Here is a 13974-nt window from a genome sequence, read left to right as displayed (position 1 = left end):
AACGCAAAGGTTGGCTCTTGCGAAAATCTCCATCGGTGCTAATGTGAGCGCTCCTGTCCAGATTAGTCTGATTTCGGGTGTCTTTTGCCGTTCTGGCAAGTTGGTCATTGTTTTATCAAGGAACCAGTAGTATGCGTAAAATCGCATTGTTCATTGCGATGCTTCTGATACCGTGCATGTCGTTTGCCGGGCTGCTTGGCAGTAATAGTTCAACGACGCCGGTCAGCAAAGAGTATAAACAGCAGTTGATGGGATCCCCGGTTTATATTCAAATCTTCAAGGAAGAGCGCACACTCGATCTGTTTGTCAAAATGGGCGAGACGTATCAGCTGCTCGATAGCTACAAAATCTGTAACTATTCTGGCGGGCTGGGGCCGAAACAGCGCCAGGGTGACTTCAAAAGTCCGGAAGGGTTTTACAACGTTCAGCGTAACCAGCTAAAACCGGACAGCCGCTTCTATAAAGCGATTAACATCGGTTTCCCCAATGCCTTCGACCGTGCGCACGGTTACGAAGGGAAATACCTGATGATTCACGGTGCCTGCGTGTCAGTCGGTTGTTATGCGATGACGGATTCCGGCATTGATGAAATCTTCCAGTTTGTCACGGGCGCACTGGTCTTCGGCCAGCCGAATGTTCAGGTCAGCATCTATCCGTTCCGTATGACGGATGCGAACATGGCGCGCCATAAGTACTCTGTTTACACAGATTTCTGGAAACAGCTAAAACCGGGCTATGACTACTTCGAGCAGACCCATAAGCCGCCGGTGGTGTCCATCGTCAATGGCCGTTACGTGGTGAGTAAACCGCTCAGCCATGAAGTGGTTCAGCCGCAGCTGGCGTCAAATTACGCGGTCCCCGAGACAAAATAGCGCCCACTCGCCTGGCATGATCTTTTGCCAGGTTTCGTTGCCGGTCAGCGGCTGCGTTGCAATGACAGTGACCACATCGTTCGGTGTGGTCTCCTTCTGAAAATCAATTTCCACATCCTGATCGAGCAGCGTGGCGACGCCAAACGGCGCACGTCGGGTGATCCAGAACAGATTCGTCGAGCAGAACGCCATCACGTAGCGCCCGTCAGACAGCAGCATATTAAAGACGCCCTTCTCGCGTAACTCAGACGCCAGTGACGCTATGTACTTAAAAACGGCGGTCATGTTGCCGGGCGTACGGGGGTAGCGCTCGGTCAGCTTGTGCAGCAGCCAGCAAAATGCTTTTTCGCTGTCCGTTTCACCGACAGGACGGAAATTGCCGGTTTCCAGCGACTTATAGCCCGAAAGCTGCCCGTTGTGCGCATAGGTCCAGTTACGGCCCCACAGTTCACGGGTAAACGGATGGGTATTTTCCAGCGCCACTTCGCCGCGATTGGCCTGGCGGATATGGGCGATCACCGAACAGGATTTAATAGGATAGTCCTGCACCAGTCTGGCAATGGGTGAGTTAAAGCTGGGTTGTGGATCTTTAAACGTGCGACATCCTTTGCCTTCGTAGAAGGTAATACCCCAGCCGTCTTTATGCGGCCCGGTTCCTCCACCGCGCTGAACCAGCCCGGTAAAACTAAAGCAGATATCGGTTGGCACATTGGCGCTCATCCCGAGCAGTTCGCACATAGATCACCTCCACAACAGCGGGGGGCACCGGCGCCCCCCAGCGAAGTCTTACTTAACCATCTCTTTTTCGATCAGTTGGATCAGGATGTGGATCACTTTGATGTGAATTTCCTGAACGCGATCCGCATAACCGAAGTGTGGTACACGGATTTCAATGTCCGCTGTACCGTCCATCTTACCGCCATCTTTCCCGGTAAGGGTGATCACTTTCATGCCCTTCTCACGCGCGGCGGCGATCGCTTTGATCACGTTAGCAGAGTTACCGGACGTGGAGATACCCAGCAGCACGTCGCCTTCACGGCCTACGGCTTCAACGTAGCGGGAAAAGATATGGTCGTAACCGAAGTCGTTGCCTACGCAGGAGATGTGGCTCACGTCGGAAATCGCAATCGCCGGGTAGCCCGGACGGTTTTCGCGATAGCGTCCGGTCAGCTCTTCGGCGAAGTGCATGGCGTCACAGTGGGAACCGCCGTTACCGCAGGAGAGCACTTTACCGCCGGCTTTGAAGCTGTCGGCAAGCAGGACCGCCGCGCGCTGAATAGCGTGAATATTGGCATCATCTTTCAGAAAATTCGCCAGCGTTTCCGCCGCTTCGTTCAGTTCGTTACGAATAAGATCCTGGTACATGAGGATAATCCTTCAGTATTGATGAAATAACACAGTGGAGTGTACCGGATAGCAGTAAAAGCGAGAAGCTAAAGCCATGCGAATCGTCCGGCGTTTTGATTTTTTGTGCCGGCTAAAACGCGAACAATGTGAACCAGGTTGTAATTATTTTGTAAACACATTGCTAAAGGAAATGACATCAACTACAACCATATCATCACAAGTGGTCAGACCTCCTACAAGCAAGGGAGCTTTTCTTTATGATGATTTTGAGCATTTTCGCAACCGTTGTGCTGCTCGGTGTGTTGTTCTATCACCGTGTCAGTTTATTCCTGAGTAGCCTGATTCTTCTGGCCTGGACGGCTGCACTTGGCGTCGCTGGCCTGTGGAATATCTGGGTCCTTGTTCCCCTGGCCATCATTTTGCTGCCGTTCAACCTGACGCCGATGCGTAAGTCGATGATCTCTGCGCCGGTGTTCAGGGGATTCCGTAAAGTGATGCCGCCGATGTCGCGTACAGAGAAAGAAGCGATTGACGCCGGTACGACCTGGTGGGAAGGCGATCTGTTCCAGGGCAACCCGGACTGGAAAAAGCTTCACAACTATCCGCAGCCGCGTCTGACCGCCGAAGAACAAGCCTTTATTGATGGTCCGGTAGAAGAAGCGTGCCGCATGGCAAACGACTTTGCCATCACTCACGAAATGGCCGACCTGCCGCCTGAGCTGTGGGCATACCTGAAAGAGCATCGCTTCTTCGCGATGATCATTAAGAAAGAGTATGGCGGTCTGGAATTCTCCGCTTACGCTCAGGCTCGCGTACTGCAAAAACTGGCGGGTGTCTCCGGGATCCTGGCGATCACCGTTGGCGTGCCAAACTCCTTAGGCCCGGGCGAGCTGTTACAGCATTACGGTACGGAAGAGCAGAAGGATCACTACCTGCCGCGTCTGGCGCGTGGTCAGGAAATTCCGTGCTTCGCGCTGACCAGCCCCGAAGCGGGCTCCGATGCCGGCGCAATCCCTGATACCGGCGTGGTTTGCATGGGCGAATGGCAGGGCCAGCAGGTGCTGGGTATGCGCCTGACCTGGAACAAACGTTATATCACCCTCGCACCTATCGCCACGGTGCTGGGCCTGGCGTTCAAACTCTCTGACCCGGAAAAACTGCTGGGCGGTGAAGAAGAGCTGGGTATTACCTGTGCGCTGATCCCAACCTCAACCCCGGGCGTTGAAATTGGTCGCCGTCACTTCCCGCTGAACGTACCGTTCCAGAACGGTCCTACCCGCGGTCAGGATATCTTTGTCCCGATTGACTACATCATCGGTGGCCCGAAAATGGCCGGGCAGGGCTGGCGTATGCTGGTGGAATGTCTGTCTGTGGGCCGCGGCATTACCCTGCCGTCGAACTCAACCGGCGGTCTGAAATCGGTGGCGATGGGGATTGGGGCTTACGCGCATATCCGCCGTCAGTTCAAAATCTCCATCGGCAAGATGGAAGGTATCGAAGAGCCGCTGGCGCGTATTGCGGGTAATGCCTACGTGATGGACGCCGCAGCCTCGCTGATTACCTACGGCATTATGCTGGGTGAAAAACCCGCCGTGCTGTCAGCGATTGTGAAGTATCACTGTACCCACCGCGCACAGCAGTCAATTATTGATGCAATGGATATTGCAGGCGGTAAAGGTATCATGCTCGGCGAAGGCAACTTCCTGGCGCGCGGCTATCAGGGTGCGCCGATTGCCATCACCGTGGAAGGGGCAAACATCCTGACCCGCAGCATGATGATCTTCGGCCAGGGTGCGATTCGTTGCCATCCGTACGTGCTGGAAGAGATGGCTGCCGCGCAGAATAATGATGTGGATGCCTTCGACAAGCTGCTGTTCAAACATATCGGTCACGTCGGCAGTAACAAGGTGCGCAGCTTCTGGCTGGGCCTGACGCGCGGGCTGACCAGCGCGACGCCAACCGGCGATGCGACCAAACGTTACTACCAGCATCTGAACCGTCTGAGCGCCAACCTGGCTCTGCTATCTGACGTCTCAATGGCCGTCCTGGGCGGTAGCCTGAAGCGTCGCGAACGCATCTCCGCCCGTCTGGGTGATGTGCTGAGCCAGATCTTCCTGGCCTCTGCGGTGCTGAAACGCTACGACGATGAAGGCCGTCAGGAAGCGGATCTGCCGCTGGTGCACTGGGGCGTTCAGGATGCGATGTATCAGGCCGAACAGGCGATTGACGATCTGCTGGCGAACTTCCCGAACCGCTTCGTGGCGGGTGCCCTGCGCGCGGTGATCTTCCCGACCGGTCGTCATCACCTGGCGCCGTCCGACAAGCTGGATCACAAAGTGGCAAAAATCCTCCAGGTACCAAGCGCAACCCGCTCTCGTATTGGTCGGGGTCAATATCTGGCACCTACCCCGCATAACCCGGTAGGTTTGCTGGAAGAGGCGCTGCTTGACGTGATGGCCGCCGACCCGATTCACCAGAAGATCTGCAAACAGCTGGGCAAAAACCTGCCGTTTACACGACTGGATGAGCTGGCAAAACAGGCGCTGGCGGGTGGCATCATCGACAACAGCGAAGCTGCGATTCTGGTGAAAGCCGAAGAGAGCCGTCTGCGCAGTATTAATGTGGATGATTTCGAACCTGAAGAGCTGGCGACACAGCCGGTAAAGCTGCCAGAGAAGCACCGCAAACCTGAAGCGGCATAAGGCCTTTTGCTCCCACAAACCCCGCCCCGCGCGGGGTTTTTTATTGCCACATTTTCTGGTAATGACGTGCTACAGTGTCAAAAAGTGTTTATTAAGGAGCCTGTATCGTGCCTGGTTTAAAGATTTCTGTTTTGCAGCAACCTTTAGTGTGGATGGACGGCCCCGCCAACCTTCGCCATTTTGATCGCCAGCTGGAAGAGATTACCGGACGCGATGTGATTGTCCTGCCGGAGATGTTTACCACAGGTTTCGCGATGGAGGCAGCAAAACAGTCCATGCCGCAGGACGAGGTGGTGGCCTGGATGCACGCCAAGGCGCAGGAAACAAATGCGCTGATTGCCGGTAGCGTCGCACTCCAGACCGGGCGCGGACCGGTCAACCGCTTCCTGCTGGTTGAGCCGGAAGGAAAAGTCCATTTCTACGATAAGCGCCACCTGTTCCGCATGGCGGATGAACATCAACATTATGAAGCCGGAAGCGAACGCGTGGTATTTGAATGGCGCGGCTGGCGTATTCTGCCGCTGGTCTGCTATGACCTGCGCTTCCCGGTGTGGTCGCGCAACCGCAACGATTATGACCTGGCGTTGTACGTCGCCAACTGGCCCGCCCCACGCTCCCTGCACTGGCAGGCTTTACTGACCGCGCGCGCGATTGAAAATCAGGCTTATGTCGTTGGCTGTAACCGCGTGGGAACGGACGGCAACGGGCATCACTATCGCGGTGACAGCCGGGTGATAAGTCCGCAGGGTGAGATTATTGCCACCGCCGAGCCGCATCAGGCAACACGAATTGACGCTGAGATCTCGTTAACGGCGTTAAAGGAGTATCGGGAGAAGTTTCCGGCCTGGCAGGATGCAGATCCGTTTAGCATTGGTTGAAAAAAAGCCGGGTGACGGCTGCGCCTTACCCGGCCTACAAAAAGCACAGCGTAGGCCCGGTAAGCGCAGCGCCACCGGGCGTTAATTAACTCACCAGCGCCTGTCCGTCTTTGCGGCTTTCCGTCGCGGCCACGTAGTGCCCTTCCGGCATACGGTAAATCACCTGCGCACCGCCGAAGTTATAATCCTGAAGCGGATCTTCCACCACGATCTGATGCCCGCGCTCGCGCAGCGCCGCGATAGTATTGCGATCGAACGTTGATTCGACGATCACCTCCCTGCCCTGCACCACGCGCCAGCGCGGTGCATCGATTGCCGTCTGCGGGTTTTGCCCGTGCAGCATAATGCGCAGCGCCATCTGCATGTGCCCCTGCGCCTGCATCGGGCCGCCCATCACGCCGAAGGACATCAGCGGCTTGCCGTTGCCGTCCATCGCAAATCCCGGAATGATGGTGTGGAACGGGCGCTTACTGCCCGCCAGCGCGTTCGGGTGCGCAGGATCCAGCACAAAGCCGCAGCCCCGGTTTTGCAGGCTGATCCCGGTATCCGGCACCACGATCCCTGAACCGAATCCCATATAGTTGGACTGAATAAACGAGACCATCATCCCACTCGCATCCCCGGTGCTGACGTAAACCGTCCCGCTCTGCGTCGGCGATCCGTACACAAAATCAGAGGCGCTATCGTGGTTAATAAGCGCCGCGCGCGACTTCAGGTAATGGTCGCTCAGCAGTTCTTTCGCCGCGAAGGCCATGTGTTCTTCGTCCGCCACGTAGCGATCGAGATCCGCCAGCGCCAGCTTCATCGCCTCGATGGACAGGTGCAGAGACTGCACGGAGTCCGGGTGGTGCTTCTCAATGCCGCACTGCTCAAGAATGCCGAGCGCAATCAGCGTGGCGATCCCCTGACCGTTTGGCGGCAATTCCTGAACCGAGCCGCCCGCGAAGTCGCGCGACAGCAGGTCAACCCAGTCCACGCGGTGGTTTGCCAGATCCTCTGCCGTCAGATGCGCACCGTGTTCTTTGGCAAAGGCGGCAATTTTCTGCGCCAGCTCGCCGCGGTAAAACGCGTCGCCGTTGGTTTTCGCAATCAGCTCCAGCGAGTTCGCCTGCGCGGGGTTACGGAAGATTTCCCCCACGCGCGGGGCGCGGCCTTCCGGCGCGAAGCAGGCGCTGAAGCCCGGCTGATCTTTCAGCTTGCTATAGCCTCGCTGCCAGAGATGACCAATCAGCGGCGAGACGGGAAAGCCGTTGCGCGCGTAGTCAATGGCAGGCTGCGCCAGCGTGGTCAGCGGCAGCGTGCCGAAGCGCTCCGCCAGCGCGACCCAGCCGGATACCGCTCCCGGCACGGTCACCGCGTCCCAGCCAATTTCCGGCACTGCGCTTTTTCCGGCAAACAGATCCGCATGCCAGCTGGCCGGCGAGCGGCCTGATGCGTTGAGGCCGTGAAGCTTTTCACCGTCCCAGACGATGGCAAAGGCGTCGCTGCCGATCCCGTTGCCGGTCGGCTCAACCACCGTCAGCGCCATCGCGGTGGCAATGGCTGCATCGACGGCATTGCCGCCCAGTTGCAGCATCTTCATCCCCGCCTGCGCCGCCAGCGGCTGCGACGTGGCAACCGCGTTATGGCCCAGCATCGGCGGGCGGCGTGAATCGTAACCGGACGTAAAATCAAGCGCTTTGGTCATCATGACTCCTTAGTCGTGGCGCGGATCGAGCGCATCGCGCAGCCCGTCGCCGAGTAGATTAAAGCCCTGCACGGCAAGGAAAATCGCCACGCCGGGGAAAACGGACATCCACGGAGCCTGCTCCAGAAACCCTTTCGCGGTGTTGAGCATGGAGCCCCAGGACGGATTTGGCGGCTGCTGTCCCAGCCCCAAAAACGACAGGCTGGCTTCGGCGATAATCGCCGAGGCGATCGCCAGCGTGGCCTGCACGAGGATCGGCGACATCACGTTTGGCAGGACGTATTTAATGATGATCCAGCGATCCGGCAGGCCAATCGCCCGCGCGCCGTCGATATACTCTTCGTTGCGAATGGCGATCACCTGGCCGCGCGTCAGCCGGGCGAAAATCGGCATTGCCGAGAGACCAATGGCGATCATCGCATTCGTCAGGCTTGGGCCCAAAAATGCCCCCAGCGCGATCGCCATGATCAGGAACGGACAGGCCAGCAAGGCCTCAATAAAGCGCGAGATCACGCCGTCCCACATCTTCTGGAAGTAGCCCGCCACCAGCCCCAGCGGCACGCCGATGACCACGGCAATAATGACCGACATACAGCCCGCCATCAGCGAGGTGCGCGCTCCCCAAATAATGCGGGATAAGATGTCACGCCCCAGCTCGTCGGTGCCGAACCAGTACATCGCCGACGGCGCTTTGCGCACCGCCAGGAAGTTGGCTTTGACCGGGTCGAAGGGGGCGATCCACGGCGCCAGCAGCGCCACCAGGACAAAAAAGCCCACCACAAGCGCGCCAATCACCGCGCTTTTATTGCCGAGAAATTTCTTCAGCACCCGGTTCTGCGCGCGCGGCAGCGTGGGGGCAACGGTTTGCGTCGTCAGTTCCGCCATGGTTAACCTCGCATTTTCGGGTTGATAAGGACGTAGAGCACGTCGGCCAGCAGATTGAGCATCAGGAAGCCGATCGCCACGATCAGCACCACGCCCTGCACCACCGCATAGTCACGATTGAACACCGAGTCGACGATCATTTTGCCAAAGCCCGGAATGGTGAAGACCTGCTCGGTCAGCACCGCGCCGCCCAGTAGCTCGCCGAACAGAAGCGTGGTGAGGGTGATTACAGGCACCAGCGCGTTGCGAAAGGCGTGCTTCAGGATCACTGCTTTCGGCAGCAGCCCCTTAGCGCGCGCGGTGCGGATGTAATCCGCTTTCAGCACCGCAATCATCGACGCTCGGGTATGGCGCATCAGCGTCGCCGCCAGTCCGGTTCCGAGCACGGACGCGGGCAGCAGCAGCGTGCGCAGGTTCTGGATCGGATCTTCACTGAATGGCACATAACCGGACGCAGGTAACCATTGCAAGTTCACCGAAAAGACCAGAATCAGCAGGATCCCCAGCCAGAAGTGCGGAATTGATATCCCCGAGATCGCCACAAAGTTCGCCCCGTGATCGACCCAGCTGTTTTTATTCACCGCCGCAAGGATCCCCATGCTGATGCCAAACACCAGCGCGATGATCATCGCCAGCAGAGAGAGCTCCAGCGTGACCGGCAGCTTGCTGGCAATCAGCTGCGTGACCGGTTCATGCGTGCGCAAGGAGACGCCCAGATCGCCCTGCAGCGCGCGCGTCAGCCAATGGAAATACTGCACGGGGATCGGCGCATCCAGATTAAGCTCAGCACGCAGTTGGGCAATGACCGCCGGATCGCGCTCCTCCCCGGCCATGGCGATCAGCGGGTCGCCGGGCAGCAGCTTTTGCAGCCCGAACACCATCATGCTCACCAGCAATAGCGTCGGGACGGCCAGCAGCAGACGTTTGCAAATCAGTTCCAGCATGGGTTCTCCTCAGGACGTTTATTTTGCCAGCGTCAAACCGGCCAGACGCACGATGCCGTCCGGGTACGGCTTAAAGCCCTGCACGCTTTTGTTCAGGCCAAAAATGCGCGGCTCGAAGTAGAGGTAGGCAATCGGCATGTCGGTCTGGAGCTGCTTCACCACCTTGTCGTACAGCGGCTGGCGTGCGGCCTGGTCGGTGCTCTGACGCGCCTGAGTCAGCCATTCATCGATTTGCGCGTTGCTGTATCGGCCGTCGTTCAGGGTGCCTTTACTGTTGATAAAGCCGTAAATGCTGCCATCCGGATCCGGGCGCCCCGACCAGCCGGAGAAGCTCAACTGGTAGTCACCGCTCTGCTGGCGATCCAGCAGCGTGGCGAACTCGGTCATTTGCAGGTTCAGGTTAAAGCCCGCCTCTGCCACCATCGCCTGCAATACCTGTCCCACCTGCTGCGAGGTTGGGTTGTTCGGCACCAGCAGATTGACGCTCAGCGGCGTGGTTACACCGGCGGCTTTCAGCAGCGCTTTGGCTTTATCGACGTCGCGCGGCGGGACCGGCAGGTTAACGTGGTACGGGCTGACCGGTGAAAACGCCTGATTTGCCGGGGTGTAGAGCCCTTCAAAGACCACCTGGTTTAAGGCATCGCGATCGATTGCCTGAGAAAATGCCTCGCGCACGCGGGCATCTTTGAACGGATCGTTGGCCGGCACCTTGCCGTTGTTAATATTGAAGGTGATCCCCTGATAGCCCAGACCGGTGACCTTCGCCAGCGCCAGCTTGCTGTCGGCTTCGACGGTTTTGACGTCGCTGGCGGCAATGCCTTCGGTCAGGTCGAGATCGCCCGCGCGCAGGTTCGCGAGACGCACGGAGGCATCCGGGATCGGCAGATAGATGATTTTGTCGAAGTGATAGGCGTCTTTGTTCCAGTAGTTGTCGAAGCGGGTCAGAACGATGCGGTCCTGCGACACGCGGCTGTCGAATTTGTATGGACCGGAGCAGACGGGATGGGCGGCAAAGTCAGGCTTTTTCGCCGCATCGGGTGCCATCATCGCGCCCGCGCGGTCGGTGAGCTGCATTAGCAGCGCGGCATCCGGTGTTTTCAGGTGCAGCGCAATCTGCATCGGGCCGGTGACCTCGACCGATTCAACGGATGAGATCTCGCTTTTACGCAGGGAGCCTTTGAGGGTCAGGGCGCGGTCGAGGTTGTATTTTGCCGCAGCGGCATCAAATTTTTCACCGTCGTGGAAGGTCACACCTTCGCGTAGATCCATAGTCAGCGTTTTGCCATCTTCGCTCCAGGCCCAGGATTTTGCCAGACCCGGCACCACTTTCAGGTGCTCGTCGACGTCCACCAGCCTGTCGCACAGGGAGGCAAACACGAAACGGCCATAGTAGGTGCGCGCCAGATGCGGGTCGAGCATATCCGGGTCGGCCCCCAGGCCGATCCGCAGCACGCTTTCAGAATGGGCGGGCAGCGCCGCGCCAAGCAACATAACACTTCCCAGTACGGTCAAAAGAGAATTACGCATTGTCATTATCATGAGTTCCTTGAAGGAAGGGAGGAGTGAGTGGCCGCGTGTTCAAACAGCGCGCGGCGGCGCAGAAAAGCGGCGGATGGCGGTGCGATCTGGATAACGCTGCGATCGCGATTGATCTCCTGCCAGCGATGGCAGGCAACCTGACGTCCGCCGTCGAGCACCTGATTAATCGGCTCGATCTGGCGGCATTCATCTGTAACGTAGGGGCAACGGGTGTGGAAACGGCAGCCGGACGGCGGGTTAGCCGGGTTCGGTAAATCACCCTGCAACAGCGGCGTATCCCGCGCTACGCCTGGCTGCATTTGCGGCGCTGAGGCAATCAACGCCTGGGTATAAGGATGCAACGGTGCGTCGAAGATGTCGTCGACGGTGGCCAGCTCGACGATTTGCCCAAGATACATTACCGCCACGCGGTCGCTCATATGACGGATAACCGCCAGCCCGTGGGCGACGATCACCATCGTTAGCCCCAACTGGTGCTTCAGGCTTTCCAGTAAATTAACCACCTGTGCCTGAACGGAAACGTCCAGCGCAGAAACCGGCTCATCACCCAGCAGCAGCTTTGGGCCTGACGCCAGCGCGCGCGCAATGCCGATACGCTGACGCTGCCCGCCGGAAAATTCGTGTGGATAACGCCCGGCCCAGGCTGAGGGCAAGCCGACCGTCCTGAGTAGCTCGGAGACGCGGTACTGGCGATCCGTTTTTTTCATGTTCTGGTGCAGCCACAGCGGCTCACCGACAATTTGCTCCACCGTCATGCGCGGGTTCAGCGAAGCGAAGGGATCCTGAAAGATGATCTGTAGCTCACGCCGGAGCTGGTTCAGACGGGCGCCCGAGGCGTGGGTGATCTCCTCACCCTGATAAAATACCCGCCCTTCGCTGGCGCCCAGCAGGCGCAGCAGCAGACGACCAAGGGTGGATTTCCCGGAACCCGACTCGCCGACAATTGCCAGCGTTTCGCCAGGCATCACCGACATCGAAACTCGGTCGACAGCGGTGACAAAGCGGGCCGGCGTAAACAGTTTTTTCGGGCCGGGGAAAAGCTTGCTCAGATCGCGGGCTTCAAGAATGGGCATGGTCATGCGGTCTCTCCCAGGGCAATGTGGTGTTCGAGCGGCACGCGGAAGCAGGCAACCTGATGGCCCGTACCAAGCGTAGTGAGCGGTGGTTTTTCAGCATGACAGCGCGTCTGCGCGAAGGGACATCGGGTGGCAAAGCGGCAGCCTTGAGGCATGGATTCCGGCAGCGGGACCGATCCGGGAATAGTTGATAGCTGGCCTTTACGCGCACCCATAGAAGGAAGGGAACCCATAAGGCCAATGGTATAGGGGTGCTGCGGATCGGCAAACAGGGCTTCAACACTCCCCTGCTCCACTACCTGTCCGGCATACATCACCGCCACCTGCTGCGCGACTTCAGCCACCACGCCTAAATCGTGGGTGATCATCAGCACCGCCGTGCCCGTTTCTTCTTTTAAAGTATTGAGCAGGGAGAGAATTTGCGCCTGAATGGTCACGTCCAGAGCGGTAGTGGGTTCGTCAGCAATGAGTAGTTTGGGATGGTTTATCAGCGCCATCGCAATCATCACGCGCTGGCGCATACCGCCGGAAAGCTGATGCGGGTAAGCCTTAAGGCGCATCTCTGCTGCCGGGATCTGCACCTTCTCCAGGATCTGTAGCGCAACCGTCATCGCCTCAGCCCGGGAGATCGTTTGATGGCGCATCACCGCTTCACTGAGCTGATCGCCAAGCGTGAAGGCAGGGTTGAGCGAGGTCATGGGCTCCTGGAATATCATCGCCAGCTCGCTGCCGCGCAGATCGGCATACTCCCGCGGCGAGAGCTTGCGCAGATCCTGGCGGCGGAAATTCATCTCCCCGCTGACGATCCGGGCGCTGGCAGGTAATAACCCCATCAGCGCCAGGGAAGTGATGCTTTTACCGCAGCCGGACTCGCCTACCAGCGCCAGCGTTTCTCCCGCCCTGACCGTCAGCGAGATATCGTCGAGCACGCTCACCGGCGAGCCCGCGAATTTAACGTTGAGGTTTTGCAGCCGCAGTACGGGCGTGGAGTCCTTAAAAGGTATCGTCGTCATAGCGTGGAATCGTCCTCAAGGTGAATAGCCTGAATCAGCGCGGTTTGCAGGCTGAGCAGGTGTTCGCGCATGGCGGCAGCTGCTTCGTTAGGCTGGCGATGAATAATCGCTGACATGATTTTGTGATGGTGGTCGTTGTAGCTATCGACACGTTCAGGGGTGCGGGCAAGTTCGCGTAAATGCTGCCAGCCAGGCTCCCGGCGGACGGCATCTATCGCATCAAAAAGCCCAAGCATCAGGCGGTTACCTGCTGCCTCCGCAATGGCGCGGTGGAAGGCGCTATCCCACAGTTCGTTGAGATCGCGGTCATCCGGGCTGACCTTATTAATGCGTTCCAGCATACGCTGCATGAGCGCGAGGTTTTCCCTGGTGGCACGCAGTGCCGCAAGTCGGGCTAAGCCGGGTTCGAGCTGTAGTCGAGCTTCCATGACTTCCAGCAGGTTGGTTTGCTGAACCAATCCCTGAAGCGCCAACGGCTCAACCGGGGCAGATGGACCAATGAAGGTACCCTTGCCCTGCTTGCGCCAGATACGCCCTTCCTCTTCCAGCACGTCCAGCGCGCGACGCACTTCACGTCGGCCTACGCCGAGAGTGTCCGACAGCTCACGTTCAGTGGGCAGCGGAATGCCTGGTGTTGACTCGTGCTGGTTGATAAGCCCGCGCAGCTGCTCAAGCGCGGTACTGGAATTAGCTAAAAACCGTGAAGGCTTTTCCATATTGGTTCGCTCGCTTTCATCATTGCTTTATTTTTATTAATAATAAGTTATTGATATGACGCAGAACTTAACGTGCTAGTAATTAAGCAATTAACGAACCAATAGCGTATTGGTTCGTTAATTTTCTGAAAAATGATCGGTAACCGAATGATTTCTTACCAATTATTTTACATAATTATTACATAAGAAGATGGGCGCGACGGTGAGAATGGGCAAGAAACGCACAAAAACAGTGCAAATAACGCACTAAAATCGTGCAATTGTTAATAAAATGCACCGTATTTATTAACTTTTTGTTAATAAAAATAAAAAGAG

General features: G+C 57.7%; 12 protein-coding genes. 3 read left to right on the top strand and 9 right to left on the bottom strand.

Annotation, left to right across the window (positions count from 1 at the left end):
- The first annotated feature begins 131 nt into the window (after positions 1-131).
- Entirely contained in the window at positions 132-872 is a 741-nt protein-coding gene (dpaA, locus tag ACQG0T_RS04475; protein ID WP_006810008.1) for a peptidoglycan meso-diaminopimelic acid protein amidase, read from the top strand.
- Here the strand turns inward: dpaA and ACQG0T_RS04470 are convergent.
- Both ACQG0T_RS04470 and lpcA read right to left on the bottom strand, forming a co-directional pair.
- Positions 843-1610 (bottom strand): class II glutamine amidotransferase, encoded by a 768-nt coding sequence (locus ACQG0T_RS04470; protein ID WP_017383120.1) that lies wholly within the window; start codon positions 1608-1610, stop codon positions 843-845. The two genes, dpaA and ACQG0T_RS04470, sit on opposite strands and share 30 nt — an antisense overlap.
- Before the next feature lie 48 nt (positions 1611-1658).
- Positions 1659-2237, bottom strand: a complete 579-nt coding sequence (gene lpcA, locus ACQG0T_RS04465) for a D-sedoheptulose 7-phosphate isomerase (protein WP_003863232.1) — start codon at positions 2235-2237, stop codon at positions 1659-1661.
- Positions 2238-2476: 239 nt separating this feature from the next.
- Here lpcA and fadE point away from each other — a divergent pair, with 239 nt between their 5' ends.
- Together fadE and ACQG0T_RS04455 are read left to right on the top strand one after the other, a co-directional pair.
- A complete protein-coding gene (fadE, locus tag ACQG0T_RS04460; protein WP_015571378.1) occupies positions 2477-4921 on the top strand; it encodes an acyl-CoA dehydrogenase FadE in 2445 nt (814 codons plus the stop codon).
- 107 nt (positions 4922-5028) lie between these two features.
- The gene (locus tag ACQG0T_RS04455; protein WP_271040572.1) at positions 5029-5799 is read left to right on the top strand and encodes an amidohydrolase; all 771 of its coding nucleotides are present in this window, start codon (positions 5029-5031) and stop codon (positions 5797-5799) included.
- An 85-nt stretch (positions 5800-5884) separates the two neighbouring features.
- Here the strand turns inward: ACQG0T_RS04455 and ACQG0T_RS04450 are convergent, their stop codons facing one another.
- From ACQG0T_RS04450 to ACQG0T_RS04420, 7 genes are read right to left on the bottom strand one after another with little or no spacing between them, the layout of a single operon-like run.
- Positions 5885-7486 (bottom strand): gamma-glutamyltransferase family protein, encoded by a 1602-nt coding sequence (locus ACQG0T_RS04450; protein ID WP_271040810.1) that lies wholly within the window; start codon positions 7484-7486, stop codon positions 5885-5887.
- Between the two features lie 9 nt (positions 7487-7495).
- On the bottom strand, positions 7496-8371 hold the full coding sequence (locus ACQG0T_RS04445; protein WP_015571381.1) for an ABC transporter permease: 876 nt from the start codon (positions 8369-8371) through the stop codon (positions 7496-7498).
- A 2-nt stretch (positions 8372-8373) separates the two neighbouring features.
- Positions 8374-9315: an ABC transporter permease gene (locus tag ACQG0T_RS04440; RefSeq protein ID WP_015571382.1), complete on the bottom strand. Its 942-nt coding sequence runs from the start codon at positions 9313-9315 to the stop codon at positions 8374-8376.
- Between the two features lie 18 nt (positions 9316-9333).
- Positions 9334-10848 carry an ABC transporter substrate-binding protein gene (locus tag ACQG0T_RS04435; protein WP_072204272.1) on the bottom strand — a complete coding sequence of 505 codons (1515 nt, stop codon included), beginning with the start codon at positions 10846-10848 and terminating at the stop codon, positions 9334-9336.
- Positions 10849-10850: 2 nt separating this feature from the next.
- Entirely contained in the window at positions 10851-11933 is a 1083-nt protein-coding gene (locus tag ACQG0T_RS04430) for an ABC transporter ATP-binding protein (RefSeq protein WP_015571384.1), read from the bottom strand.
- Positions 11930-12943 (bottom strand): ABC transporter ATP-binding protein, encoded by a 1014-nt coding sequence (locus tag ACQG0T_RS04425; RefSeq protein ID WP_015571385.1) that lies wholly within the window; start codon positions 12941-12943, stop codon positions 11930-11932. Before ACQG0T_RS04425 ends, ACQG0T_RS04430 begins: the two co-directional genes overlap by 4 nt.
- Positions 12940-13659 (bottom strand): FadR/GntR family transcriptional regulator, encoded by a 720-nt coding sequence (locus ACQG0T_RS04420; RefSeq protein ID WP_015571386.1) that lies wholly within the window; start codon positions 13657-13659, stop codon positions 12940-12942. Before ACQG0T_RS04420 ends, ACQG0T_RS04425 begins: the two co-directional genes overlap by 4 nt.
- Positions 13660-13974 lie beyond the last annotated feature (315 nt).

This window comes from Enterobacter cloacae complex sp. 302F9, assembly GCF_050030335.1.
GTDB classification, from domain to species: Bacteria; Pseudomonadota; Gammaproteobacteria; order Enterobacterales; family Enterobacteriaceae; genus Enterobacter; species Enterobacter hormaechei_C.
The sequence above is the reverse complement of the archived record's forward strand: the minus strand, read 5'-3'. Positions and strand labels throughout refer to the sequence as shown.